This window comes from Tateyamaria omphalii, assembly GCF_014651375.1.
Lineage (GTDB): Bacteria > Pseudomonadota > Alphaproteobacteria > Rhodobacterales > Rhodobacteraceae > Tateyamaria > Tateyamaria omphalii.
Genome location: NZ_BMWT01000013.1, coordinates 1 through 26,345, shown reverse-complemented (window position 1 = coordinate 26,345; position 26,345 = coordinate 1). Strand labels below are relative to the sequence as shown.

At 58.5% G+C, this 26,345-nt stretch carries 18 protein-coding genes; 10 read left to right on the top strand and 8 right to left on the bottom strand.

Annotated features, from left to right (window positions below; genetic code table 11):
* The first annotated feature begins 1 nt into the window (after window position 1).
* Window positions 2-1,405: an acylating sulfoacetaldehyde dehydrogenase gene (sauS, locus tag IE087_RS23010; protein ID WP_189371931.1), complete on the top strand. Its 1,404-nt coding sequence runs from the start codon at window positions 2-4 to the stop codon at window positions 1,403-1,405.
* Window positions 1,402-2,889, top strand: coding sequence for an AMP-binding protein (locus tag IE087_RS23005; protein ID WP_189371930.1), 1,488 nt, complete (start codon window positions 1,402-1,404; stop codon window positions 2,887-2,889). The genes sauS and IE087_RS23005 overlap by 4 nt, the downstream gene beginning before the upstream one ends.
* Before the next feature lie 149 nt (window positions 2,890-3,038).
* Here IE087_RS23005 and rpoC read toward each other — a convergent pair whose 3' ends face one another.
* The 5 genes from rpoC to IE087_RS22980 form a co-directional block, all read right to left on the bottom strand.
* Window positions 3,039-7,283: a DNA-directed RNA polymerase subunit beta' gene (rpoC, locus tag IE087_RS23000; protein WP_189371929.1), complete on the bottom strand. Its 4,245-nt coding sequence runs from the start codon at window positions 7,281-7,283 to the stop codon at window positions 3,039-3,041.
* Window positions 7,284-7,375: 92 nt separating this feature from the next.
* On the bottom strand, window positions 7,376-11,512 hold the full coding sequence (gene rpoB, locus IE087_RS22995; protein WP_189371928.1) for a DNA-directed RNA polymerase subunit beta: 4,137 nt from the start codon (window positions 11,510-11,512) through the stop codon (window positions 7,376-7,378).
* 294 nt (window positions 11,513-11,806) lie between these two features.
* Complete coding sequence (rplL, locus tag IE087_RS22990) at window positions 11,807-12,184, bottom strand: 50S ribosomal protein L7/L12 (RefSeq protein ID WP_189371927.1); 378 nt, start codon at window positions 12,182-12,184, stop codon at window positions 11,807-11,809.
* Window positions 12,185-12,253: 69 nt separating this feature from the next.
* Window positions 12,254-12,766 carry a 50S ribosomal protein L10 gene (rplJ, locus tag IE087_RS22985; protein WP_189371926.1) on the bottom strand — a complete coding sequence of 171 codons (513 nt, stop codon included), beginning with the start codon at window positions 12,764-12,766 and terminating at the stop codon, window positions 12,254-12,256.
* Between the two features lie 367 nt (window positions 12,767-13,133).
* Window positions 13,134-14,501: an aminotransferase-like domain-containing protein gene (locus IE087_RS22980; protein WP_189371925.1), complete on the bottom strand. Its 1,368-nt coding sequence runs from the start codon at window positions 14,499-14,501 to the stop codon at window positions 13,134-13,136.
* Between the two features lie 268 nt (window positions 14,502-14,769).
* Here IE087_RS22980 and IE087_RS22975 point away from each other — a divergent pair, with 268 nt between their 5' ends.
* The 7 genes from IE087_RS22975 to IE087_RS22945 all read left to right on the top strand — a co-directional run bounded on the left by IE087_RS22975 (window position 14,770) and on the right by IE087_RS22945 (window position 20,468).
* Window positions 14,770-15,252 (top strand): MSMEG_0572/Sll0783 family nitrogen starvation response protein, encoded by a 483-nt coding sequence (locus tag IE087_RS22975; protein WP_189371924.1) that lies wholly within the window; start codon window positions 14,770-14,772, stop codon window positions 15,250-15,252.
* Window positions 15,253-15,328: 76 nt separating this feature from the next.
* Complete coding sequence (locus IE087_RS22970) at window positions 15,329-16,309, top strand: Nit6803 family nitrilase (protein ID WP_189371923.1); 981 nt, start codon at window positions 15,329-15,331, stop codon at window positions 16,307-16,309.
* Entirely contained in the window at window positions 16,302-17,402 is a 1,101-nt protein-coding gene (locus IE087_RS22965; protein WP_189371922.1) for an MSMEG_0568 family radical SAM protein, read from the top strand. Before IE087_RS22970 ends, IE087_RS22965 begins: the two co-directional genes overlap by 8 nt.
* Complete coding sequence (locus IE087_RS22960; RefSeq protein ID WP_189371921.1) at window positions 17,399-17,947, top strand: MSMEG_0567/Sll0786 family nitrogen starvation N-acetyltransferase; 549 nt, start codon at window positions 17,399-17,401, stop codon at window positions 17,945-17,947. Before IE087_RS22965 ends, IE087_RS22960 begins: the two co-directional genes overlap by 4 nt.
* Complete coding sequence (locus tag IE087_RS22955) at window positions 17,947-18,930, top strand: sll0787 family AIR synthase-like protein (RefSeq protein ID WP_189371920.1); 984 nt, start codon at window positions 17,947-17,949, stop codon at window positions 18,928-18,930. Before IE087_RS22960 ends, IE087_RS22955 begins: the two co-directional genes overlap by 1 nt.
* Entirely contained in the window at window positions 18,923-19,201 is a 279-nt protein-coding gene (locus IE087_RS22950; protein WP_189371919.1) for an MSMEG_0570 family nitrogen starvation response protein, read from the top strand. The genes IE087_RS22955 and IE087_RS22950 overlap by 8 nt, the downstream gene beginning before the upstream one ends.
* Before the next feature lie 10 nt (window positions 19,202-19,211).
* On the top strand, window positions 19,212-20,468 hold the full coding sequence (locus IE087_RS22945; RefSeq protein WP_189371918.1) for an MSMEG_0569 family flavin-dependent oxidoreductase: 1,257 nt from the start codon (window positions 19,212-19,214) through the stop codon (window positions 20,466-20,468).
* Window positions 20,469-20,673: 205 nt separating this feature from the next.
* On the opposite strand, the gene IE087_RS22940 is transcribed toward IE087_RS22945, so the two are convergent.
* From IE087_RS22940 to IE087_RS22930, 3 genes are all read right to left on the bottom strand, one after another.
* On the bottom strand, window positions 20,674-21,123 hold the full coding sequence (locus tag IE087_RS22940) for a UCP032817 domain-containing protein (protein WP_189371917.1): 450 nt from the start codon (window positions 21,121-21,123) through the stop codon (window positions 20,674-20,676).
* Between the two features lie 186 nt (window positions 21,124-21,309).
* Window positions 21,310-21,486: a hypothetical protein gene (locus IE087_RS22935; protein ID WP_189371916.1), complete on the bottom strand. Its 177-nt coding sequence runs from the start codon at window positions 21,484-21,486 to the stop codon at window positions 21,310-21,312.
* A gap of 1,511 nt (window positions 21,487-22,997) precedes the next feature.
* On the bottom strand, window positions 22,998-24,695 hold the full coding sequence (locus IE087_RS22930; RefSeq protein WP_189371915.1) for an AMP-binding protein: 1,698 nt from the start codon (window positions 24,693-24,695) through the stop codon (window positions 22,998-23,000).
* 301 nt (window positions 24,696-24,996) lie between these two features.
* On the opposite strand from IE087_RS22930, the gene IE087_RS22925 reads away from it, so the two are divergent.
* Complete coding sequence (locus IE087_RS22925; protein ID WP_189371914.1) at window positions 24,997-26,040, top strand: IS110 family RNA-guided transposase; 1,044 nt, start codon at window positions 24,997-24,999, stop codon at window positions 26,038-26,040.
* Window positions 26,041-26,345: the final 305 nt, after the last annotated feature.

Sequence of the window (26,345 nt, the reverse complement as noted above, 5' to 3'; positions counted from 1 at the left end):
CATGAATACCATTGATCCCATTGCAGACGTTGAAGCCATCGTGGCCCGTGCGCGAGCGGCGCAAAGCGCCTTTGAACGCAATGGATCGCAGCAAGCATACGACCGGGCCGCACAAGCCGCCGCCTGGGCGATCATGGAACCCGCCCGCAACCGTCATTTGGCTGAACTCGCGGTTGAGACCACCGGGCTGGGGAATGTGCCCGACAAGATCACCAAGAACCATCGTAAAACCCTGGGCCTGATGCGCGACATCAAAGAGGCCCGGACATATGGAATCATCGCCGACGACCCGGCCACTGGCATCACCGAAGTGGCCCGGCCCATAGGTGTGATCGGAGCGGTTGTGCCCTCGACAAACCCCGGCGCGACCCCCGCAAACAACATCATCAATGCATTGAAATGCGGCAACGCCATTGTCGTATCCCCCTCTCCTAAGGGCGTGCCAACCTGCGAAACGCTCTTGGGCTATATCCACGCTGAATTCGACAAGCTGGGCATCGACAAGGATCTGGTCCAGATGATCCCCGGACGCGGCTCCAAGGAAACGACCCAACGCCTGCTTGAGATCACCGATCTGATCGTCGTCACCGGCAGTCAGAACAATGTCAAACGCGCCTACACATCGGGCACACCCGCGCTCGCCGTCGGGGCGGGCAACGTGGCTGTGATCGTTGACGAAACAGCAGACCTGGCAGCGGCAGCCGAGAAAATCAAAGCGTCCAAGACGTTCGACAATGCCACCTCTTGCTCATCTGAGAACGCAGTTGTTGTCGTGGATGCAGTCTATGACGGCTTTGCCGCCGAAATGGCGCGCACGGGCGGCGCACTGATCCGGGACGAAGCCAAGGTGACGTCCAAACTCTGGATCAAGGGCCACTTGAACCCGAGGGCCATCGCACAGGACGCGGACAAGATGATCGCAGCACTCGGGCTGACAGATGAAGTGCCGGCCGACACGTCCTATCTGGCGGTCGAAACATCAGGCATCGGGCCTGACCATCCGCTGTCGGGCGAGAAGCTCAGCCGGGTTCTGACGGTCTACCGTGCAAAGGATTTCGCGGACGCAGTGCGCATCACGCGCGAGATCGAGTTGCATCAGGGGGCTGGTCATTCCGTCGGGCTGCACACACAGACAGACGACCGACCCTTGATGCTCGCATTGGCCATCCCCACAAGTCGGGTGATCGTCAATCAGGCCCATACATTCGCCACCGGTGGATCGTTCACCAATGGCATGCCCTTTTCGTTGTCGATGGGCTGCGGGTCTTGGGGCGGCAATTCAATTGATACCAACCTGCATTGGCGCCACTTCATGCAAACCACCAAGATCGTGCGGGAAATCCCAGCCAATGAACCCGCGCTCGACGAGATTTTCGGCGACTACTGGAACGAAGCCGGGCAATGATCTTCGACCGGAACAGGCCGCCCAAAGGCACGGTGAGGGACTGGCTTGATGCCAGGGCTGACACGGGTGGTGTGGCGATTGTGTTCCCGGAAACAGGGGAGACGCTTGATTGGCAGACCCTGCGCGATGAGGCCAAGGCCGCAGCCGAAGGGCTGGCAGGGCAAGGTGTCGCCCTCGGCGAAAGCGTCGCCATCGTCCATCCGAATGGTCGCGCTGGTGTCGTGGCGCTCTATGCCGCTCTTTACGGTGGGTTTCGCGCAACCATGATCAATCTGGCCGCGGGACCTGATGCAATTGCCTATGCCCTCGATCACAGCGGTGCGCGCTATGCCTTTGTCCACGACAGCCAAAGGGACGTGATTGCCCGGGTTGCGCCGACGCGCCTGACAATCCTGAAACCTGACATGCTGGCGCAACGGACCTCATTGGCGGCTTTCGATGCGACACAGCATGCGTTGCTGATGTACACGTCCGGCACAACCGGTCAGCCAAAAGGCGTCGTGCACACCCATGCCAGCCTGCTTGCCGGCGGGTGGACGACCGCCATTGCACATGACCTGTCGGCAATGGATCGCGGCTTTTGCGTTTTGCCCATCTACCACATCAACGGGCTTTGCGTGACTTTGATGGGGTCGCTCGTCTCTGGCGGATCGCTGGCGATGACGGCCAAGTTTTCAGCCAGCCAGTTCTGGGATCAGGCCGACCGAGCAAAAGTGACCTGGTTCTCTGTCGTGCCAACAATCATCAGCCATCTTCTGCACAGCGACACCAACCCGAACGCGGATGTTTCCGCCCGGCTAAGGTTTGGGCGCTCCGCCTCCTCTGCGCTCGCGGTCGAGACACAATCCGCCTTTGAGGAGCGCTTCCAGGTACCGATCATCGAGACGATGGGACTGACCGAGACCGCAGCACAGATCCTCTCGAACCCATTGCCCCCCGGCACGCGCAAGATCGGATCACCGGGCATCGCCTATGGCAATGAGGTCCGCATCCTGACAGCCGACCTCGAGGATGCCCCGCCAATGCAAGAGGGTGAGATCGCCATTCGCGGTCCCAACGTGATGGTCGAATACCTGCACAACCCGGAGGCCACCGCTAAAACCTTTGCCGGAGACTGGCTTCGCACCGGGGATCTCGGGCACATCGACGAAAACGGCTATGTCTTCGTGACCGGTCGCTTGAAAGAGCTGATCATCAAGGGAGGTGAGAACATCGCCCCGCGCGAGATCGACGAGGTTCTCTATTCCGAGCCGGATATTATCGAAGCGGCGGCATTCGCGCGACCCTGCAAAAGCTATGGGGAACGGGTCGAAGCCGCTGTCAGCGTCAAACCCGGCTCGGAACTATCCGAGGCCGCCTTGATTGCCCTGTGTCACCAACGACTTGGCGCATTCAAATCCCCGGAAAGCATTCACTTTCTCAAGGAGTTGCCGAAAGGGCCATCCGGAAAAATCCAACGGCTTAAACTGGCCTCTTTGATCTAAGTCCCCTTCAACGGGCCACTTCTCACCCCCAGCAAACAAACGACCTATCCAGTGGGCAAGTGGACGCTTCATGCTCTTGCGCAATGTACCAAAACAAAAAACCCCCGCCATCTCTGGCGGGGGTTTTGATTTTCACTCTGTGACCGAGATCAGTCGCGGCTGTCTTCCGAATGGTCGATGACCGTGTCGAACACGTCGCCACCCACCACATCGTCGGCCGTCGGAGCCGCCAGGGCAGCGGCCGCTTCGGCCTCTTCCCGACGGGCTTCGATGACAACATTGTCGCGGTCGGATGCGATCTTGCGCACGGCCTGCGTCGCACCACCGGTACCGGCAGGGATCAGACGACCCACGATCACGTTCTCTTTCAGACCAACCAGCTTGTCTTTCTTGCCCTGTACCGACGCTTCGGTCAGCACGCGGGTGGTTTCCTGGAAGGACGCAGCCGATATGAACGACCGGGTCTGCAGCGACGCCTTGGTGATACCCAGAAGGATCGGACCACCCTGAGCAGGCCGTCCGCCTTTCGACAGGGCCTTCTCGTTGGCAGCATCGAACTCCTGCTTGTCCACGTGTTCGCCTTTCAGCAGCGTGGTGTCGCCCGAGTCCTCGATCTCCCATTTCTGGAGCATCTGACGCACGATGACCTCGATGTGCTTGTCGTTGATCTTCACGCCTTGCAGACGATAGACCTCTTGCACCTCGTTGATCATGTAGTCGGCCAAAGCCTCGACACCCATGATGGCAAGGATGTCATGGGGGGCGGGGTTGCCATCCATGATGTAGTCACCCTTTTGGATGAAGTCGCCTTCGGCCACCGGGATGTGCTTGCCCTTGGGCACCATGTACTCGACCTTCTCCATGGTCTCGTCGCTGGGCTCAATCGCAATGCGGCGCTTGTTCTTGTAGTCCTTGCCAAAGCGCACGTAACCATCGATTTCAGCGATGATCGCGTGATCCTTGGGACGACGGGCTTCGAACAGTTCGGCCACACGCGGCAGACCACCGGTGATGTCCTTGGTCTTGGCACCCTCACGCGGAATACGCGCCACAACGTCGCCTGCGGCGATGTCCTGACCGTCTTCCACCGACAGAACCGCATCCACGGACATCGCGTAGGTGATCGGGTTGCCTGCGTCGTTGCGCACAGGCTCACCATCTTCACCCACCAAGATGATCTCCGGTTTCAGCTCGTTGCCTTTGGGGGCCGCACGCCAGTCGATCACGATCTTCTGGGTCATGCCGGTTGCTTCGTCAGTCTCGTCGCGAACCGCGAGGCCCGAAACCAGGTCGACATATTTGGCGGTACCAGCCTTCTCCGCAATGATCGGCAGAGTGTAAGGATCCCACTCGAACAGCTTGTCGCCGCGCTTCACGTCCTGACCGTCGGTCACGAACAGTGCCGTACCATAGCCCAGCTTGTGGTTTGCGCGCTCTTCACCATTCTCGTCCTGAATGATCAGCTTCATGTTCCGTCCCATGACCAGAACCTGCCCAGCCGCGTTGGTCAGCGTCTGCGGGTTCTCAAAGACGATCTTGCCTTCCTGGCTCGCTTCCAGGAACGACTGCTGGCCACCTTGCGCAACACCGCCGATGTGGAATGTCCGCATCGTCAGCTGTGTACCTGGTTCACCGATGGATTGGGCGGCAATGATGCCGACCGCTTCACCAGTGTTGACCATGGTGCCGCGCGCCAGGTCGCGGCCATAGCACATGGTGCAGACGCCTTCTTCGGCCTCACAAGTCAGCGGAGACCGGATACGCATGGACTGAACGCCCATCTCTTCGATCATGTCCGACATGCGTTCGTCGATCAGCGTACCTGCTGCCAGGATCACCTCATCGGTCCCAGGCTTGAGCACGTCATCGGCGGCCACACGACCCAGCACACGCTCGGCCAGCGATGCCACAACCTCACCGTCGTTCACCGCGGCTTCGGCCGTAATCGCATTCTCGGTGCCACAGTCCAGATCGCGCACGATGCAGTCCTGCGCCACGTCCACCAGACGACGGGTCAGGTAACCCGAGTTCGCCGTCTTCAGAGCGGTGTCAGACAGGCCTTTCCGCGCACCGTGGGTCGAGTTGAAGTATTCAAGAACGGTCAGACCTTCCTTGAAGTTCGAGATCACGGGTGTTTCGATGATGTCGCCGTTCGGACGTGCCATCAGGCCGCGCATCCCGCCCAACTGCTTCATCTGCGTGACCGAACCACGGGCACCGGAGTGCGCCATCATGTAGACCGAGTTCGGCTCCATTTCAGCGCCATTCTCGTCCGTCTTCTCGGCCGAGATCGAGCCCATCATCGCGTCGGTGACCTTGTCGTTACACTTCGACCAGGCATCAACAACCTTGTTGTACTTTTCGCCCTGAGTGATCAGACCGTCCATGTACTGCTGTTCAAAGTCTTTCACCTGCTCGCGGGTATCATCAACGATGGTCCACTTGCTGTCCGGGATCAGCATGTCGTCCTTGCCGAACGAAATGCCCGCCTTGAACGCTTCCTTGAAGCCCATGGACATGATCTGGTCACAGAAGATGACCGACTCTTTCTGACCGCAATAACGGTAGACGGTGTCGATGACCTGCTGCACTTCCTTCTTCCGCAGAAGACGGTTCACCAGTTCAAACGGCGCCTTGTTGTTCAAGGGCAGCAACGCGCCAAGACGGACACGGCCCGGAGTGGTTTCAAAGCGTTGCATGACCTCTTGGCCGGTTGCGTCGATCTGCGGGATACGTGCCGTGACCTTGGCGTGCAGATGCACTTCGCCGGAATCGAGGGCGTGTTGCACTTCCTCGATCGAGCCGAATACCATGCCTTCACCCTTCATACCCGCGCGTTCCAGCGTGGTGTAGTACAGGCCAAGGATCATGTCCTGCGACGGGACGATGATCGGCGCACCGTTTGCAGGTGACAGAACGTTGTTCGTCGACATCATCAGCACGCGCGCTTCCAGCTGGGCCTCGAGGCTCAGCGGAACGTGCACAGCCATCTGGTCACCGTCAAAGTCGGCGTTAAAGGCCGAACAGACCAGGGGGTGAAGCTGGATGGCCTTGCCTTCGATCAGCACGGGTTCGAACGCCTGAATACCCAAACGGTGCAGCGTCGGCGCACGATTCAGCATGACAGGGTGTTCGCGGATCACCTCATCCAGAATGTCCCAAACCTCGGGACGTTCCTTTTCCACCAGCTTCTTCGCCTGCTTGACGGTCGAAGACAGACCTTTGGCTTCAAGCCGCGAGTAGATGAACGGCTTGAACAGTTCGAGCGCCATCTTCTTCGGCAGACCACATTGGTGCAGCTTCAGTTCGGGCCCCGTCACAATCACCGAACGGCCCGAGAAGTCGACGCGCTTACCCAGAAGGTTCTGACGGAAACGGCCCTGCTTGCCTTTCAGCATGTCAGACAGCGACTTCAGCGGGCGCTTGTTGGCACCCGTGATCACGCGGCCACGACGACCGTTGTCGAACAGGGCGTCGACGGATTCCTGCAACATCCGCTTTTCGTTGCGGACGATGATGTCAGGCGCGCGCAGCTCGATCAGACGCTTCAGACGGTTGTTCCGGTTGATCACCCGGCGGTACAGGTCGTTCAGGTCGGAGGTCGCGAAACGGCCGCCATCCAGCGGCACCAGCGGGCGCAGTTCTGGCGGGATCACGGGGATCACGGTCAGGACCATCCACTCGGGGCGGTTGCCGGACTCGAGGAAGCTCTCGACCACTTTCAGACGCTTGATGATCTTCTTGGGCTTCAGCTCGCCTGTCGCCTCTTTCAGATCGGCGCGCAGGTTTTCGGCTTCGGCCTCAAGGTCGATCTGGGACAGCATCTCGCGGATCGCCTCGGCACCGATGTTCGCGGTGAAGGCGTCCATGCCAAACGCATCCTGCGCGTCCATGTACTCTTCTTCCGACAACATCTGACCATAGGACAGATCGGTCAGACCTGGCTCGGTCACCACGTAGTTTTCGAAATACAGCACACGCTCCAGATCACGCAGCGTCATGTCCAGCATCAAACCGATGCGCGACGGCAGTGATTTCAGGAACCAGATGTGGGCGACGGGTGCGGCCAGTTCGATGTGGCCCATCCGCTCGCGGCGGACCTTTTGCAGCGTGACTTCGACGCCGCATTTCTCGCAGACAACGCCGCGATATTTCATGCGCTTATACTTGCCGCAAAGGCACTCATAGTCTTTGATCGGGCCAAAGATACGCGCGCAGAACAGGCCGTCACGCTCGGGCTTGAACGTACGGTAATTGATGGTTTCGGGCTTCTTGATCTCGCCAAACGACCACGAGAGGATACGTTCGGGAGACGCGAGGCTCACCTTAATCTCGTCAAAGACCTTGGGCGGCGTCAGCGGGTTGAACGGGTTGTTTGTCAGTTCCTGGTTCATTTTCTTACCTCAAATCTTGGGCAAATGCGGTGGAAGCAGGACCAAGATTTTTCGTACGAAAAATCTTGGTCGAGGAAATTCGACGAATTTCCTTATTCATCTTCCTCCGCATCCAGGAGTTCCATGTTGAGGCCCAGACCGCGGACCTCCTTGACCAGAACGTTGAACGATTCTGGCACGCCGGCTTCGAAATTGTCCTCGCCCTTGACGATGCTTTCATAGACCTTGGTCCGGCCCGCCACGTCGTCCGACTTCACCGTCAGCATCTCTTGCAGGGTGTAGGCGGCGCCGTAGGCTTCCAGGGCCCAGACCTCCATCTCACCAAAGCGCTGACCACCGAACTGCGCCTTACCACCCAGCGGCTGCTGGGTCACAAGCGAGTATGGACCGGTCGAACGGGCGTGGATCTTATCGTCCACAAGGTGGTGCAGCTTCAGCAGGTACTTGATGCCCACGGTCACAGGGCGGGCAAATTGTTCACCTGTACGGCCATCAAACAGCACCGACTGACCCGAGGTCGAGAACCCTGCACGCTCCAGCGCGTCGTTCACGTCCGCCTCTTTCGCACCGTCAAAGACGGGCGTGGCGATCGGAACACCGCGTGTGACGTTGCCAGCGGCTTCGATCATATGCTCTTCGTCCATACCCGCGATGCCCTCTTCATAGACATCACCGCCATAGGCGAGTTGCATCGCTTCACGCACCGGCGTCAGGTCACCCGAACGGCGGTACTCTTGCAGTGCCTCATCGACATTCACGCCCAGGCCGCGTGCGGCCCAACCCATGTGTGTCTCAAGGATCTGACCGACGTTCATACGCGACGGCACACCCAGCGGGTTCAGACAGAAATCGACCGGGGTCCCATCGGCGAGGAACGGCATGTCCTCCATCGGCACCACTTTCGAAATCACACCCTTGTTGCCGTGACGACCAGCCATTTTGTCGCCCGGTTGCAGCTTGCGCTTCACCGCCACGAACACCTTGACCATCTTCATCACGCCCGGGGGCAGATCGTCACCACGGCGCACCTTCTCGACCTTGTCCTCAAACCGGGCATCCAGGGCACGTTTCTGCGCCTCATACTGCTCGTTCAGGGCCTCGACCACCTGTGCGGATTGCTCATCTTTCAGGGCAATCTGCCACCACGCGGACCGGGGGAAGGCTTCCAGCAAGTCGGCGTCCACGTTGGACCCCGCCTTGACGCCTTTCGGCCCCTTGGCAATCTCTTTGCCCAGCAGCATGTCGCCCAGACGGGCATAGATGTTGCGGTCCAGAATGGTCAGCTCGTCGTCACGGTCACGGGCCAGGCGTTCAACTTCCTCACGCTCGATCTGCAGCGCACGTTCGTCTTTCTCCACACCGTGGCGGTTAAAGACACGCACTTCCACAACCGTGCCGAAGTCACCCGGCTTCACGCGCAGCGACGTATCGCGCACGTCCGAGGCTTTTTCACCAAAGATGGCGCGCAGAAGCTTTTCTTCCGGCGTCATTGGGCTCTCGCCCTTCGGTGTGATCTTGCCCACCAGGATATCGCCGGGCTCAACGTCCGCACCGATATACACGATGCCCGCTTCGTCGAGGTTGCGCAGGGCTTCCTCACCGACGTTCGGGATATCTCGGGTGATCTCTTCCGGCCCCAGCTTGGTGTCACGAGCGGCAACTTCGAATTCCTCGATGTGGATCGAGGTAAAGACGTCATCGCGGCTGACACGCTCGGAGATCAGGATCGAGTCCTCGTAGTTATAGCCGTTCCACGGCATGAACGCGACGACCACGTTCTTACCCAGCGCCAGTTCACCCATATCGGTGGATGGACCATCGGCAATCACTTCGCCCTTCTGAACCGTATCACCCACCTTCACCAGCGGACGCTGGTTGATGCAGGTGTTCTGGTTCGAGCGCTGGAACTTGCGCATACGGTAGATGTCCACACCCGCATCACCCAGCTCAAGGTCATGCGTGGCTCGGATCACGATCCGGGTGGCGTCGACCTGGTCGATGATCCCGGCGCGTTTCGCCATGATAGCCGCACCAGAGTCGCGCGCCACAACTTCCTCGATGCCGGTGCCGACCAGCGGCGCCTCGGCCTGCAGAAGCGGAACCGCCTGACGTTGCATGTTCGAGCCCATCAGAGCGCGGTTGGCGTCGTCATTCTCAAGGAACGGGATCAGCGAGGCCGCGACCGAGACCAACTGCTTGGGCGACACGTCGATCAGGTCCACCTGATCCACAGGTGCCAGCGTGTAGTCGCCGGATTGGCGGGTGTTCACCATCTCGTTGTTGAAACGGCCGTCAGCGTCCAACGATGCGTTCGCCTGTGCAACAGTGTGGCGCATCTCTTCCGTGGCGGACATGTAGTGCACTTCATCCGTCACCTGACCGTCGCTCACCACGCGATAAGGCGTTTCGATGAAGCCATACTTGTTCACTCGGGCAAAGGTGGCGAGGCTGTTGATCAGACCAATGTTCGGCCCTTCCGGCGTCTCAATCGGGCACATCCGACCATAGTGGGTCGGGTGTACGTCGCGCACCTCAAAGCCAGCGCGCTCACGGGTCAGACCACCCGGCCCAAGCGCCGACAGGCGGCGTTTGTGTGTCACTTCGGACAGCGGATTGGTTTGGTCCATGAACTGCGACAGCTGGGACGAGCCAAAGAACTCGCGCACGGCGGCAGCAGCCGGTTTCGCGTTGATCAGATCCTGCGGCATGACCGTGTCGATCTCGACGGAAGACATCCGCTCTTTGATCGCACGCTCCATGCGCAGCAGGCCGACGCGGTACTGGTTTTCCATCAACTCGCCAACGGAACGGACACGACGGTTGCCAAGGTGGTCGATGTCATCGACATCGCCTTTGCCGTCACGCAGTTCCACCAGCGCCTTTATGCAGGACACGATGTCTTCGCGGCGCAGGGTGCGCTGCGTGTCTTCGGCATCCAGGGCCAGACGCATGTTCATCTTCACCCGGCCAACGGCGGACAGGTCATAGCGCTCGCTGTCAAAGAACAGCGTGTCGAACAGGGCACTTGCCGCGTCAACAGTGGGCGGCTCGCCCGGGCGCATAACGCGGTAAATGTCCATGAGCGCGGTTTCGCGGTTCATGTTCTTGTCCTGCGCCATGGTGTTGCGCATGTACGGACCGACATTGACGTTATCGATGTCCAGAACCGGAATGTCGGTGATGCCCGCATCCGCCAGTTCCTTGACGGTACCGCCGATCAGATCGCCATCCTTGTCGTACTCAAGGGTCAGCTCATCACCGGCCTCGACATAAATCGCGCCGTTTTCTTCGTTGATGATGTCCTTGGCGACGAATTTGCCGACGATGTGCTCGTAAGGCACCAGCAACTCGGTGACATTGCCTTCGTCGATCAGCTTCTTGACCGCGCGGGGCGTGATTTTCTTCCCTGCTTCGGCGATCACTTCACCGGTCTTGGCGTCAACCAGATCATATGTCGGACGGGTGCCACGCACACGCTCGGGGAAGAACGGCGTGACCCAGCCTTTGTTCTTCTTCAGCTTGTAGCTGACGGTGTTGTAGTAGGCGTCCATGATCGCTTCCTGGTCGAGACCAAGAGCATAGAGAAGCGTGGTCACCGGCAGTTTGCGGCGACGGTCGATACGGGCAAACACGATGTCCTTGGCGTCGAACTCGAAGTCCAGCCAGCTGCCGCGGTAGGGAATGATGCGGCAGGCGAACAGCAGTTTACCGGAGGAGTGTGTCTTGCCCTTGTCGTGATCAAAGAACACACCGGGCGACCGGTGCATCTGGGACACGATCACACGTTCGGTGCCGTTCACGATGAACGTCCCGTTCGGCGTCATCAGGGGCATGTCGCCCATGAACACGTCTTGTTCCTTGATGTCCTTGACCGACTTGGCGCCTGTGTCCTCATCCACATCAAACACGATCAAACGCAGCGTCACCTTCAGCGGCGCGCTGTAGGTCATGTCGCGTTGCTGGCATTCCTCAACGTCGTATTTGGGCTTTTCCAGCTCGTACTTGACGTACTCCAGAACGGAGGTTTCGTTGAAGTCCTTGATGGGGAAGACCGACTGGAACACACCCATGATGCCTTCGCCGTCCATGGGCGTGGGCTCATCACCTGAGTTCAGGAACAGGTCGTAAGAAGATTTTTGCACCTCGATGAGGTTGGGCATATCCAGCACTTCGCGGATTTTGCCATAATATTTACGAAGACGTTTCTGGCCAAGGAACGTTTGCGCCATACTGATGTCACCTTTCAGCGTTTCTCTGGACACTGCAATGCCGTCGGGCCCCGGCACGCTGCACCCGTGAGACGATGGGTTTCAGGTCAATTCATGGTTGCCGTCCCACCGGCTACCTCCCGACCTTTCAAACCGCATCTTGGAAAAGACTTTTCGGAAAAAGCCCTTACCAAGACGGGTCGGGCCGGACGCGCGATATGCGCATCCAGCCCATCGTTTTCAAGTGGGGGTGTGGAATTCGGCAAGAACCCCTGTCGCCCTTGATGCACAAAGGCGCCCCCGTCCCTAAAGGACTTAGGCCAGTTCGACCTCGGCGCCAGCTGCTTCCAGCTTGCCTTTGATCTCTTCGGCTTCGTCTTTGCCGCAGCCTTCCTTGATCTTGCCACCGGCTTCGACCAGGTCCTTGGCTTCTTTCAGGCCCAGACCGGTGATACCGCGGACTTCCTTGATCACGTTGATCTTGGAGGCGCCGGCGTTTTTCAGGACGACGTCGAATTCCGACTTCTCTTCCTCGGCGGCGCCACCGGCGTCGCCTGCAGGGCCAGCCATCATCACAGCGCCGCCAGCGGCGGGCTCGATGCCGTACTCGTCCTTGAGGATGGTTTTCAGTTCTTGTGCTTCCAGCAGGGTCAGACCAACGATCTCTTCTGCCAGTTTCTTCAGATCAGCCATTGTATCAGCTCTTTCCGTTTACAGTGTGTTCCAACGTGCGCGATGTCCGCACGCCAATCAGACAATGCCTTAGGCCGCCTTTTCCTCGATGGTCGAGAGAACGGAGGCGATGTTGCTTGCAGGTGCGCCAATGGCCCCGGCGATGTTCGATGCAGGTGCGCCCAGACAACCAACGATCGAGGCAATAAGCTCCTCGCGCGAAGGCATCTTCGACACAGCCGTCACACCGGCCCGGTCCAACGCGTTCTCACCCATGGCACCACCAAGAATCACGAACTTGTCGTTTTCCTTGGCAAAGTCCTCGGACACCTTGGCAGCTGCCACGGGGTCTTCGGAGAAGGTCAGAACGGTCATGCCCGTCAGGTAGTCACCGATGCTTTCGCATGGCTTCCCATCCAGGGCGATCTTGGCGAGCCTGTTTTTTGCAACCCGAACAGAAGCATCCGCGTCACGGGCACGTGCGCGCAGGTCCTGCATTTCGGCAACTGTCAGACCGGCGTAGTGGGCAACCACAACGACGCCAGAGCTTTCAAAGATCTGGCCGAGTTCCTCGACCACTTTCTCTTTCTGGGCTCTATCCACAGTTTTCTCCAAATTTGGGGGCCTTGCGGGTCCCCGGCTCAGTTTGCACCGGATCACTCCGGCGGTTTGGTCCTCGAAATACACGGGTCCAAAGCCGCCCGAGGCTCAACAGAGCATCTGAGCTTAACGTGGCCTGTTCCCGCCTCGGGCAGGAATTATGACTGGCATATCCCAGTCACCCACCGTCTCGGACGAAATAAGGGCTTGCGCGAATCACACGAAGCCCTTGTGAGGTTGGTTAGAAGGTTTGACGCGGGATGTGAAGGTTTTTTTGGGCAATCCGCCGCCTGAGCCATCCCTGGCTGAATTGCCCCCTACCCGCCATCAAAAGATTGCTCGAGACAGGCCATCACCTGCGCCTTCTGATCTACTCCCGCGAAAGCTGCCAGATCTGGTGGTTCAAATGCGCCAGTGTCTGCGGCAAGGCCTTGCGGTGAAGCCGCCCGCCAAGACAAATACGCACGAACCGGTCCTGAGAGCCGACGGTTCGAAAGGCACTCTCTGGGGAAATCCCTATCTCGTGGGCACGCATATGGGACATCAGCACGGCTCCGGTCACATTTTCCGGCAAAGGCAACCAAATGTTGAAGGCGTATTCGTTCGAGATGAAGTCGACCTCTGTGATTGCCTCTGCGGCTATCTCTTGCCTGATCGCCGTTTCCTTACGGATAAAGCGCCGGATTTGATCCGCAGTGCCATCCAGGACCCAGCGCGTCGCAATGGCTGCCGCAACCGGTGACGCCATGACCGACACCGCCCGAATGCCGTTTTCCAATGCCAGGCCAGCACGCGCTGTGGGCGCGATGGTGTATGCCAGACGCAGCCCTGCGCCGATACATTTTGCAAGCCCGCCAATGTACCAAGTCAGATCAGGCGCACTGGCCGCCATCGGCGGAGGCGCATCGGGCAGCACAAAGCCATAAGCGTCGTCCTCAATCAAAGGCAGGTCATATCGCTTCATAACATCGGTTATGGCCAACCGACGGTCCTGCGGCACGATCATCGTGGTTGGATTGTGCAACGTCGGATTCAGATAAAGCGCCTTGGGCCGGTGCTCGGCGATGGCCGCCTCCAGCGCATCCGGCAGTATGCCGTCGGAATCCATCGGCAACCCGATCAAACGCAATCCAAGCTGCGCGGCAATTTTCTTGAACCCGGCATAGGTGACATCCTCGCACAGGATACAATCGCCCGGGCGGGCCAGAATGGTCAGGATGGCCAACATCGTGGCATGCGCGCCAGGCGTGACGGCGATCCGGTCAAGGTTTGGAACAAGGCCGCGCATGGACAGCCAAATTGACGCGGCCTCTTTATCAATGTCGCCGCCAATCGGGTTTTGGTAGCGCAGCAGGTGCACCAGATCGTTCGACACAGCCGCCAAGCCCCCGCGCATCCGCTCCAGTAACTCGGGATCAGTGGGTTCGGGCGGCGCATTCATCGTCAGATCATGCGCAAGGGCGCGGCGCTCGTCCCCGGTGTCACTGAAACTGTGTTGCGGCAGAATGAACGTGCCGCGCCCAACATGCGTTTCAATCAGGCCACGGCTGAGCGCCTCAGTATAACCGCGCGAGACCGTCGTGAAGTCCACGCCAATCATATGGGCCAACTTGCGCTGTGCAGGCAGCCGATCACCCGGCAGCAGAACACGATCCTTCATGTCCTGCGCGATGCAATCCGCAATCGCCAGATACCGAGGTTTGCCTGACTGCTCGATTCGGGAAGACCAGTTTTCCATGCCACCTCCGGTAAAACTCTGATAAGGTTTCGCGTATTGTATGGGTATTACGCATACAATACGAATACCCCTACTCAAGTCGTCCCGCACAGCCTCAGACAGAAATAGCGTTATTTCAGGTCGACTTCACCTGGTCTTGCTCATGTTTTGAGCAAGTTCATACAATCAATACAATTACATTGATCGCATAATTGTATGGATCAATGGTGTTCTCTTCTCCGCCACGTCTAGCAATGGGCAACAGCCATGCGAACGACAGGAGAACGCAATGCCCGAAGTCACAACACCCGCACACAAGGACGGGGACTTCTTCGTCAACTACGAGGACAAAGTATTTGAAGATGTGCAGGCCGAAGAAGGCCAAAAAGCCCTGGTGACATTCCACACTGTGGCCTTCGAAGGGTCCATCGGTCTGGTCAACATCCTGCAAGCCATTCGCCTGCAGCGCAAAGGGTTCGAAACGTCGGTTCTTCTATACGGTCCCGGTGTATCACTGGGCGTGCAGCGCGGTTTCCCGACACTGGGTGACGAAGCATTCCCTGGCGCTCAGAACTATGCAGCGAACCTCAAGAAGTTCATTGCGGAGGGTGGCAAAGTCTATGCCTGCCGCTTTGCATTGCAAATGCTGATGGGCCATGGCGAACCGTCGCTGCTGCCGGGCATCACGCCCATCGCGCCTCAGGACGTGCTGGACCTCAAGTTGCTGCACATCCGCGACAATGCAGTGATCGTCGACACCTGGACGCTGTAACGGCGTCGCGCTCCGGGGTCACACACGGCCCCGGGGCATATCCCGTTTATCGAAAACACGCCCCAAAGGAGGCCCCATGTCAGATCGTGTTGTCCGTGCCGCTGCGGTTCAGATCGCGCCCGACCTCGCCGGCCGGTCCGGCACGGTTGAACGTGTCCTGAATGCGATTGCCGACGCCGCCGAAAAAGGGGCCGAATTGATCGTCTTTCCGGAAACCTTCGTTCCGTACTACCCTTACTTCTCGTTCATCCTGCCCCCGATGCTACAGGGCCCGGAGCACCTCCGCCTGTACCAAGAGGCGGTCATTGTGCCATCGCCCGAAACGCAGGCCGTCGCCGATGCCGCCCGCAAGCGGGGCGTCGTCGTGGTGCTTGGCGTGAACGAACGTGACAATGGTTCACTGTTCAACACCCAGCTGATCTTTGATGCGGATGGCACCCTGGCGCTGAAGCGGCGCAAGATTACACCAACCTATCACGAACGCATGATCTGGGGCCAAGGCGACGGTGCTGGCATCAAGGTGGTGGACACCAAGGTCGGGCGCGTCGGTGCGCTGGCCTGCTGGGAACACTACAATCCACTGGCACGCTACGCACTGATGTCTCAGCACGAAGAAATCCATGTCGGCCATTTTCCCGGCAGCCTCGTAGGCCCGATCTTTGGCGAACAGATCGAAGTCACCATGCGCCATCATGCGCTCGAGGCAGGTGCCTTCGTCGTCAACGCCACCGGCTGGCTGACCGAAGACCAGATCGCAAGCATCAGCGACGATCCCAAATTGCAAAAGGGCCTGCGGGACGGGTGCATGACCTGCATCATCTCGCCCGACGGGCGCCATGTGGTGCCGCCTCTGACCGAAGGCGAAGGCATCCTGATCGCCGATCTCGATATGAAATTGGTCACGAAACGCAAACGCATGATGGACAGCGTCGGCCACTATGCGCGGCCCGAATTGCTGCATCTCGTCCATGACGCACGCCCGGCCCAGCCCGTGCACCGCATCGAAGACCCACAGGACCTTACGGCACGCGTCGAAACGGAGGCTGAAGATGTCTGAAGCAGAACTGATCAACGAATTGCAAACCCATGGCATGCGCATGGTCGACCCGACCATCGGTATGGAAAGCCGCCGGGGCGGTGCCGGTCCATCCGATCACAAGGCGGTCACGATTGGCGGTACAACGGTGATGGTGCCGGTCCACACGGCACCGGCTTTTGACAGCCCCTATCTGGTGCAAGCGCCAGATGCGGACGGTATGGCAGAGGTTACAAAATCCGGTGTGTCGCTGGGTCGGTTAAAATTCCCGCAGCGCCCCCGCTTCTACGACTTAAAAACGGCAGACGGGATCGCATATCACAAGATCGCCACGCTGCATTCCCGGGACGTGTTGGCCACAACCGTGCTGCAAGAGTGCATACGCTATGCCAGCCGCAAAAAGACCTGCCAGTTCTGTTCCATCGGACAGTCACTGGCGGCAGGGCGGACCATCGCCCACAAGACACCGGCGCAATTGGCCGAAGTGGCCAAGGCAGCCGTCGAACTGGATGGCGTCAAGCACATGGTGATGACCACAGGCACCCCGGCAGGCAAAGACCGCGGGGCCCAGGTCATGGTCGAAAGCGCCAAAGCGATCAAAGCCGCTGTTGATCTGCCCATTCAAGGTCAATGCGAACCGCCCGAGGACAACGTCTGGCACGAACACATGTTCCAGGCAGGTGTCGACAATCTGGGCATGCACCTCGAAGCCGTCACACCAGAGGTGCGCGCGCGCGTCATGCCCGGCAAGGCTCAGGTAAGTCTGGACAAGTATTTCGACAGTTTCAAAGCAGCCGTCAGGGTGTTCGGCCGTGGTCAGGTCTCGACCTACATCATTGCCGGACTTGGCGACACGCCAGAAGCGATCCTCGCAACATCGCAAGAGCTGTGCAAGATCGGCGTCTACCCTTTCGTGGTGCCCTTCGTGCCCATCTCTGGCACCCCGATGGAAAGCCACCCGACCCCGAATGCCGACTTCATGGCCCGCATCCTGAAACCTCTGTCGGGCATGATCCTGCGCGCAGGGATGAGCGCCGAGGCATCCAAAGCGGGTTGCGCCAAATGCGGCGCATGCTCGGCCCTGTCCATCTATGAAAAGTTGAGGGTCGCATGAGCTTACACAGCGTCAAAGGGTTCCTGTCACCCGATTTCATCATCCGCGCGGCCGCGCAGCCATGGGAATTGGCGGGCGTGCGGCAACTGCGCCACCAGGTCTTTGTCCAGGAACAGGGGATTTTCGACACGCACGATCGCGACGCGATCGACGACGTGGCGTTGCCTCTTGCCGCACTCAGCACCTTTGCCTCCGAGGCCGATCAGGTGGTGGGAACGGTGCGCATCCACGAATGCAGCTCGCGCGTGTGGCGCGGTTCGCGCCTTGCCGTAGCGCAAAGCCACCGCCGTATGGGACGGCTTGGGGCCGAGCTGATCCGCCTCGCTGTCAGCACGGCCCATGGTCGCGGCTGCGACCGTTTTCTAGCGCAAGTACAGATTCAGAATGTGACTTTGTTCCAGCGCTTGCACTGGACCCCGCTGCGCGAAATCGAAGTCCATGGCGTGCCGCATATGGAAATGCAGGCGGATCTGGCATTTTACCCACCCATCCTTGACCCCTTTGCCGGTTGGAAAGCCCTGTCGGTCAAGCGGAAGGCGGCGTGATGAAACCTCATCTTCCCCTGCGCAAGATGGTGCAAGAATTGCGCGAACACCCCTCCATTCGGGGCAAGCTGGATATCTCGGCCAGCACGCAAACGCTGGGCCTGAGCAGCGAAAGCGATGGGCACCCGGGCGATGACTGCGCGGTTTTGCCAGCCAGCGACGGCTTTGACCTGTTCTCTTGCGAAGGGTTCATCAACGCCTTTGTCAAAACCGACCCCTGGTTCGCCGGATGGTGCGGCGTGATGGTCAACATCTCGGACATTCTGTCCATGGGCGGACGCCCGCGCGCCATCACTAACGCGATATGGGCCCCGAATGCCGAACAGGCGCAACCGGTTCTAGCCGGGATGAAGGCCGCTTCGCAGGCATACGGTGTTCCTATCGTGGGCGGACACACCAACCTGCGTACCGAAGAGTTGCAGTTGTCTGTGTCCATCATCGGTCAGGCCAAGGCCCTGATCTCAAGCTTTGCGGCGCGGCCAGGGGATGTGCTGATCTGTGCCGTGGATCTGCGGGGCAGCTACCGGGAACCCTTTGACAACTGGAATGCAGCGCTGACAACTCCGCCAGCGCAACTGCGCGCGGCGATGGAGGTTCTGCCAACACTGGCCGAAGACGGTTTGGTGACATCTGGAAAGGACATCAGCCAGGGCGGGATCGTTGGCACTGCCCTGATGCTCGCCGAAACGTCTGGCGTTTCCATCAACATCCAGCTCGAGGCGTTGCCGCATCCTTCGGGCGTTGAAATGACACGCTGGCTGCGCAGTTTTCCCAGCTATGGCTTTCTTTTGTCTGCACGCGCCGAACATGCATCGGCCATTTGCGCGGCGTTCGCGCAAAGCGGCGTTGCGGCCTCAATCTGCGGTGACGTAGGCGACGGCAGCGCCGTGCACCTGACCGCGCGCGAGGGGTCGGCCCTGTTCTGGGACTATGCCCGGACACCATACCTAAACCTGTCTGCGAGAGAGACCCAAGATGCCTGAGACACTGTTTACAGTTCGGTGGCCCAATGGCGAGGTCGATACCTGCTATTCCCCATCCACGGTCGTACGCGACTTTCTGACAGCGGGCACAACCTATCCCGTCGCCGATTTCGTGGATCTGTGCAGCACCGCATTGGACACGGCCAGCCTACGTGTCGCGGCCAAGTTTGGCCACCGTTGCAGCAATGCCGACGCGCAGCTTGCCCAGATTGAAACCAAGGCCAAGGGCTTTTCCAGTTCGGCAGGTGTCACCTGCCTTTCGATGACATGAGGAACACAAGATGACCCATCGCGAACACAAATCCGTCGTGATAGTCGGCGGCGGTCAGGCCGGCCTGTCCGTCAGCTACTACCTGTGCCAACAGGGCCTGGATCACGTCATTCTTGAACGGCATGCCAAATTTCATTCCTGGCGGAACAACCGGTGGGATACGTTCTGCCTGGTCACACCCAATTGGCAGTGCCGCTTGCCCGATTTTCCCTACAAGGGCCGCGATCCGCATGGGTTCATGGTCAAGGACGAGATCACCGATTACCTTGATGCTTTCGCCGAAACCTTCAACCCGCCCATTGTCGAATACTGCGAAGTCACGAAGATCACCCCGCGCCCCGGCGGCGGGTATCTGGTCGACAGCAGCCAAGGCAATTTCACGGCCGATCAGGTGGTGATTGCGACAGGCGGATATGACAACCCGATTGTACCGCCCTATGCGCAAAACCTCGACCCTTCGATCCAGCAGATGCATTCGGTTGACTATCGCCGGCCAGAACAACTGCCCGAAGGCGGTACGCTGATTGTTGGCACCGGACAATCCGGTGTGCAACTGATGGAGGACATGCACCTCAAGGGCCGCAAGGTGCACCTGGCCGTAGGCCCCGCCCCCCGGTCGCCGCGTGTGTACCGCGGTCGCGATGCAACGGACTGGCTGTATGAAATGGGGCATTACCACATGACCATTGCGGAACACCCCAACCCCGAACATGCGATTTCGAAAACCAATCACTACATGACTGGCCGCGATGGAGGGCACGAGATCGACTTGCGAAAATTTGCACGCGACGGTGTGTCCCTCTACGGCTCGGTCAGTGGCATGCACGGCAGCAAGGTCGAATTCCTGCCGGATCTGGGCACCAATCTGGACGATGCCGACGACAGCTATGTTGGCATTCGCAACGCGATTGACGCGTATATCGACAAACATGACATCACTGCGCCGTCAGAACCTCCGTTTGAAAAGGTCTGGCAGCCCGCACAGGAAATCACCAAGGTCGACTGCGACCGCGAAGGCATCACCTCGATCCTCTGGGCCATAGGGTTCCGGCCCGACTACCACTGGATTGATGTGGACGTTTTCGATGCAAAGGGGCGCCCCCTCTACGACCGCGGCGTCTGTCAGGCGGACGGGTTCTATTTTATCGGGCTTGGCTGGCTCAACACCTGGGGATCGGGGCGTTTCCTTGGGATCGACGAAGACGCGCAGTATTTGACCAACCATATCCTGGCCAAAACGAATTCGACACTCAAGGCGGCGTCCTGAGCAAGACATCGGCGCTGGGCCACCCAACTGTTCAGCGCCGGTTTTCCAAGAAACTCGGCATGGTCCAACTTGCGCCATCCGGTGTTTCCTCGGATTGGCTGCGGGGTGATGAGCCCGCAGACAGCGAATGAAAATCCTACCACATTACTTCGTGACACGGTGTTCGCAGGCGACATTCACCTCTGAGTGAGCGGGACTCTCGGTGCTAATAGACGCGCCCGGCATAGTGTACGTGAATAGACGTCCCAAAGTGCTTTTGGAACAACGCGTCCATGTCCACACCTTTAGTGTCAGTTTGCCTGGGTTCCGCACTGCGATGATAACTCGGGATATGATGCAGATATGCCCCGAACACATGTCGGCAATCCGCAATGTACCGTTTGGTGTCCAGTATGTGGTAGTGCCAGATCACATCGATCCCCATCGTCGGCCTGAGTGATTGGCTTTTGTAGATCAAGTTGAGCTTCAGAAACCTTTTGTAGTTCTGGATAAGCGCGGAACACAGATCGCGGTCCATCAGCGGGTCAAGTTCTGTGGCCAAGTCTTCTTCGCAAAGCCGATCAGCCAGCAACTCAAAATCCATACCATCAATATAGGCCAGTTTCGGGTCCTTGGATGGGTCAAGGTCCAACAAGTCGGGTTGTGCATTTTCCACCGAGCGTACCCTTTCGCGTGTTTTCCTGTGGCATGTTGTGCGTGAGAAAGGCAGCCGCTTTGCGTCACTTGATCTGGAAACCTGCCGCTGTTCGGAACAGGTCCATCAGGGTGAAGGCGATAGGATTGCAAGCATGGCGACCTGGCCGCCATACATCGCGAGTGGCCGCGACCACTGTAGCCAAGCTTACTCCTGCGATTGGGTGACTTGGGGCTCGATCGCCCCCCAACCACCGCCGAAGTCCTGATCGCCACTACTTCCATTGCCACCTTCTGCTCCGCAAGACGCAGTCGAAAACGTCCCTGCATCATTGGTCGCACGGGTGGTCCGCGTTCTCGGGGCAAAGGCTTCAATTTTGCGCATTTTTCTTCCTTTCATGAGATGTTGTGGGCAAGGGCGACCCCAGACGTCTCTTGGTTTGGCCAGCTTGATGGCCATCTGGGGCGCAACGGGGCTCTGCCCCGGCAAAATTAGGGTTTCGCCTGTACGTGGTCACGTGTTCCAATCTGTGCAGATTGTGGCACGGTTTCGGGAAATCCAGCGAAACCACTCATGCAGCGTCCTTCATCGAAACTGTCACCGCTCATGCAACTGCTTCGATGGAAACCGTTGGATCTGCAAGATGCAGCCAACGGCGTCCTTTTCCCATCAGTCGTTTGAGCCTTCCGAGTTCTCGGGGCAAATGCCTCAATACTCTGCATATTTTCCTTTCAAAAAGTTGTTGTTTCATTGGCGCTCATATCCGCCGATGAGGGTGTTTAAGGTCAATCAGAGTGTACCATGCGCAATATGCGAGCCACATCGATTTGAGGCTGCTCATTTGGTAAGGCCCTCGTCTTTTGCGGCCCCCGGTTGGGGATCAATCATGACCCAGCCATCCCCGAAATCTTGGTCGCCGCCGCCTGCAACATCGCAAATCTTGCAAGACGCCGCCAAAGGCGTCTGTGGGTGACAATCATCTGCCTTGGGTCGTGTTCTTTCTCCGAACGCTGCAATACTCCGCATTCTTTGTCCGTTCTGGTTTCATGGTTTTAGTTTGAAGAACGGACGTAATCGCTCTTGTATACTTTTGGGGTCCGCCGAAATCGGAACCGCATGAGAGGAATGACTCGGAAGATCCATGCATCACGGCTTGCAAAGCACTAGTCTTCTGTCTGTGTTGGCAGTGGATCAGCCATATTCCAGCCCCCACCAAAATCTTGGTCACCGCCTCCTTGGTTGCCATTTCCAGTTTCGCAGCTGTTGGCTTGTGTGGGGGTCTTTGTCCTGAGCCTGGGTTCAAACGGCTTAACGCTCCGCATGCGACGTCCTTTCTGTAATTTTGGGGAAAAACAGCTACCTAGCTGCGGATGACCGTTTAAAATACTGGTCAACTCTCAGCGCATTCGACATGTGCACCCCATCAAAGTCAAGCCAAAGATTCTATTTTTAGTTGAATTTCTACCCCGAGTTTTCGCGCCCCAACACAGCAAGCAGGGCGAAAAGGCCAGTGGATCAATTCAAGGCAAACCACTCTCAGAAGTGTCGTGACAAACCGTCTAAGGATCAGGTGGAAAACTCACACAACATCCCAAGGTTTGCGGCGCGCGACTGGGCCCTTTTGACAGCATCAACAGGGCACGCACATGGCACGTACAGAATGCACCCGCCCTACTGTCAAACGCCCGACCGTCCTCGTAGGGCAGGCTACCGTCCTACCCGTTAAAATCTTGAAAACCCGCCGTGCGTTGGCCCAACCCACTGAACCTCCGCACTTCTTGCAGATGCCTTAAATAGCAATGAATCCATCGAACAGCTTGTCCCCGCGGGGACAAAAGATGAAACAGGCGTGGCTCCAAACGAAAGGCGCCATGTTCAACGCAGAATCCGTCCCCTTAGCCAGTGTATTCTTCGCGCAACTGCCGCCGCAGCACCTTGCCTGACAGCGTCACCGGCACCTCATCCACAAAGCGCACGACCTTGGGCACCTTGTAGTTGGTCAAACGCGCCCTGCAGGCCTCCAGAATATCCTCTTCGCTCAGCGCCTCATCTGACCGCACCACGAAGGCGGCCGGGGCTTCGGCCGTCTTTTCATCCTCAATCCCGATAACCCCAACCTGCACGACACCCGGCACAGTCGAGATGGCGTCTTCAATCTCGTTGGGGGATACGTTGAAGCCCGACACGAGGATCATGTCCTTCTTGCGGTCCACAATCTCGAGGTAGCCATCGTCATCGACAACGCCAATGTCGCCAGAATAGTACCACCCGTCCCGGATCGTCTCTGCCGTGGCTTCGGGATTGTCGAGGTATCCGTCCATCATGCCCGGACTGCGTGCGATCACCTCGCCCGGTGTCCCCGCGGGGACGTCGTTGCCCGCATCATCCACGATCCGGATCTGCGCGCCGGGGGCTGGCACACCCACCATCCCAAGCCGATTTGATCCCGGCGGGTTGAAGGTCAGGATGCCAGACACCTCGGTCATGCCATAGCCCTGCAGGATTTCGACACCCGTCATCTCCTGCCACTTCTGGGCAACCCCGGTCTGCTGCGCCGCGCCTCCAGAGCCACAGAACCGAATGGCCGAGAATAGGGAGCGGTCAAACCACGGCTCCGCCATCAGGGCCGCGAACAGCGTGTTGATCCCGGTGAACCAGGTGATCTGGTACTTCTCGAATGCCGCCTTGAGGTTCGAGGGTGGACGCGGGCTGGGGGCCAGGATGCCGTGTGCGCCCACTGTCATGCCAGAGACAAAGATCAGGCTGAACGCGGTGATGTGGTAGAGGGGTAAAGCCACCAGCGCGACCTCATTCCCGTCCTGCAAGATGCCGGCTGTCATCAGCCGCCCCTGCTCTGCATTCGACAAGATTGCCTGATGGGACAGAACCGCGCCTTTGCTCCGGCCCGTCGTGCCGCTGGTATATTGGTAAAGCGCAGGCGACGCAGGAGTGACGTCTCGTGTATAGGCTGGCACATCTGCGGAAGACATGCGCGCCCTGCCCTTGGCCAGAGCCGTGGTCAAGGACACCGCGGGCGTTGCCATGGTCGGGACCACCTTGCGCACCCTTTTCAGCACGAACTTCAACAGGGTTTTCTTGAGCGTCGGAAAGAAGTCGACAACGGACAGGGTGATGACGTGCTGCACGCCTGAGCGTGCCACCACCTCGTCCAGCTTGTTGCCAAAAAGGTCGATGATGACGATAGCCTTGGCCTTGCTGTGGGTCAGCTGATGTTCAAGCTCGTGCGGTGTATAAAGCGGATTTACATTGGTGCCCACGCATCCCGCTTTCACAACACCAAGTGACGCAACGCAAAAGCCAATGCAGTTGGGCGACATGATCGCCACAGTGTCCCCGCTCGACAGGCCCAGCTCTTCCCGCAGGTAGACAGCCAACGCCTCAGCATGGTCCTTGATCTCGGCATAGGTGGCGGTGGTCTCTGCCCCGGTGGGCAGTATCGTGGTCAGTGCGGGCCTTGCACCATATGCCTCCACAGCTTTGTCCAGCGCTTCGACGAGTGTGCCGGTCTCAAGCTTGTCCAAACCGAAGCCTGCCGCCTGCATGCCGAATGGGTGTTCCAGTGATTGCGTCATATTCCTCCCTCAGCCACACGCATAGGTGGCATAAGATCAGTATACGCAGAATCTTTTGCGGGCAAAGGCACATGGTTTCAAATGGAGTGACCGCCCTCGCGATGTACCAAGGAAGCGGGTAACGACCCTGATATCTGCTTGATTGCGAAAGCCACTACCTGCCAAAGCGCAACACTTAGACTGGACAAAGAGCCTAAAGCGCAGGAAGCGGAGATGGCGTATCTGCTGCGCGCTCAGCTTCAAGGGCATTGAGATCGTCTACTGTCGATCTCAGGAACCTTGAGCTGCAGGAGAGACGACCATGAAAAACTATGTTGGTTTGGACATATCGCAGGCCAGTTGCGCCATTTGTATATTGAATGAAGATGGCTCGGGCGTGTTCGAAGGAGAGTGTTCGACCGACCCGGATGAGATCATTGAAACGATTTCTCTTCACGCCGATTGCGTTGAACGGATTGTGCATGAGTCTGGACCGCTGTCCATTTGGCTCTCGCGCGAGTTTACCAATCTTGGGGCGCCTGTGGTCTGCATCGACGCCCGTGCGGCGCACAAAGCCCTGTCTGCGCGGATGAATACGTCGGATCGTTCGGATGCTGAGGCATTGGCTCAGTTGGCGAGAACCGGCTGGTACCGCGAGGTACATATCAAAAGTGAGAATAGCGACCGGCTGCGCCTGCTCCTATCAGTCCGCGAACGTCTCGTACGCATCCGAATGGACATAGAAGGACAAGCGCGCGGCATCCTGAAAACCTTCGGTATCCGTCTTGGGCCAGTGCGCAAAGGGCGAAGCCGTCGCGACTTCCGTGACCACCTGAGTGAAATTGTTTCTGGTGATCCGATCCTGGAAGCCGTCTTTGCATCCTTGATCCAGGTGCATGAAACAGTTTGCCACAAGACTACCGACCTTGATGCTCAGATACAGAAATGTGCAAAGGATTGTGCACTAGCGCGGCGGCTTACAAGTGTGCCAGGAGTTGGGCCTATCGTTGCCCTAAGCTTCATCGCCACCATTGACGATGCGACGCGGTTCCGGCGCGCGGTGGATGTTGGTGCGTATCTTGGGCTGACGCCAAGACGTTACCAATCGGGCGAGACTGACTGGTCCGGTCGCATCTCTAAGCGTGGCGACCGCAGCATGCGCAAACTGCTATATGAGGCTGCGAACATTCTCATACAGAGGGTCGCAAAGTTCAGTCCGCTAAAAGGCTGGGCAATGCGACTTGTGCAACGCAAAGGGCTCAAGAAGGCGACGGTCGCGACTGCGCGCAAAATGGCGGTCATCCTGGCGAGGCTATGGCGAGATGGCACTGAGTTTGCTTGGACAAAGGAGGCGCTGCCGGTCTGAACTGAACTACTGAGATCCGCACTGAGCGGAAAACAGGTCCCATCGGGACGGAGGCTGGATGATCTCGCGATGCAAAGTCGATGCGCCCTACCAGGCGACTTCGCAGCGGACTTTTAGAAGGCATCCCGTCACCGACGCCATTATGGGGCGGCACGTTCGACCCCGGAGAGAACCATGAGCCCGATGCGACCTAAATCCGCCCTTGAAATCGAAGCCGCAGATAGAAAACTTTGCAAAGTTTGATGCGGCCCATTTGTATGTACCGGCTGCTGTTCGCAAATGATTTCTGTCATGTTCTCGGAAGT

What these genes read in the sequence shown, in the direction of transcription:
- sauS (WP_189371931.1), top strand. Translation starts at nt 2, where the DNA reads ATGAATACCATTGATCCCATTGCAGACGTTGAAGCCATCGTGGCCCGT.
- IE087_RS23005 (WP_189371930.1), top strand. Translation starts at nt 1,402, where the DNA reads ATGATCTTCGACCGGAACAGGCCGCCCAAAGGCACGGTGAGGGACTGG.
- rpoC (WP_189371929.1), bottom strand. Translation starts at nt 7,283, where the DNA reads ATGAACCAGGAACTGACAAACAACCCGTTCAACCCGCTGACGCCGCCC.
- rpoB (WP_189371928.1), bottom strand. Translation starts at nt 11,512, where the DNA reads ATGGCGCAAACGTTCCTTGGCCAGAAACGTCTTCGTAAATATTATGGC.
- rplL (WP_189371927.1), bottom strand. Translation starts at nt 12,184, where the DNA reads ATGGCTGATCTGAAGAAACTGGCAGAAGAGATCGTTGGTCTGACCCTG.
- IE087_RS22980 (WP_189371925.1), bottom strand. Translation starts at nt 14,501, where the DNA reads ATGGAAAACTGGTCTTCCCGAATCGAGCAGTCAGGCAAACCTCGGTAT.
- IE087_RS22975 (WP_189371924.1), top strand. Translation starts at nt 14,770, where the DNA reads ATGCCCGAAGTCACAACACCCGCACACAAGGACGGGGACTTCTTCGTC.
- IE087_RS22970 (WP_189371923.1), top strand. Translation starts at nt 15,329, where the DNA reads ATGTCAGATCGTGTTGTCCGTGCCGCTGCGGTTCAGATCGCGCCCGAC.
- IE087_RS22965 (WP_189371922.1), top strand. Translation starts at nt 16,302, where the DNA reads ATGTCTGAAGCAGAACTGATCAACGAATTGCAAACCCATGGCATGCGC.
- IE087_RS22960 (WP_189371921.1), top strand. Translation starts at nt 17,399, where the DNA reads ATGAGCTTACACAGCGTCAAAGGGTTCCTGTCACCCGATTTCATCATC.
- IE087_RS22955 (WP_189371920.1), top strand. Translation starts at nt 17,947, where the DNA reads ATGAAACCTCATCTTCCCCTGCGCAAGATGGTGCAAGAATTGCGCGAA.
- IE087_RS22950 (WP_189371919.1), top strand. Translation starts at nt 18,923, where the DNA reads ATGCCTGAGACACTGTTTACAGTTCGGTGGCCCAATGGCGAGGTCGAT.
- IE087_RS22945 (WP_189371918.1), top strand. Translation starts at nt 19,212, where the DNA reads ATGACCCATCGCGAACACAAATCCGTCGTGATAGTCGGCGGCGGTCAG.
- IE087_RS22935 (WP_189371916.1), bottom strand. Translation starts at nt 21,486, where the DNA reads ATGCGCAAAATTGAAGCCTTTGCCCCGAGAACGCGGACCACCCGTGCG.
- IE087_RS22930 (WP_189371915.1), bottom strand. Translation starts at nt 24,695, where the DNA reads ATGACGCAATCACTGGAACACCCATTCGGCATGCAGGCGGCAGGCTTC.
- IE087_RS22925 (WP_189371914.1), top strand. Translation starts at nt 24,997, where the DNA reads ATGAAAAACTATGTTGGTTTGGACATATCGCAGGCCAGTTGCGCCATT.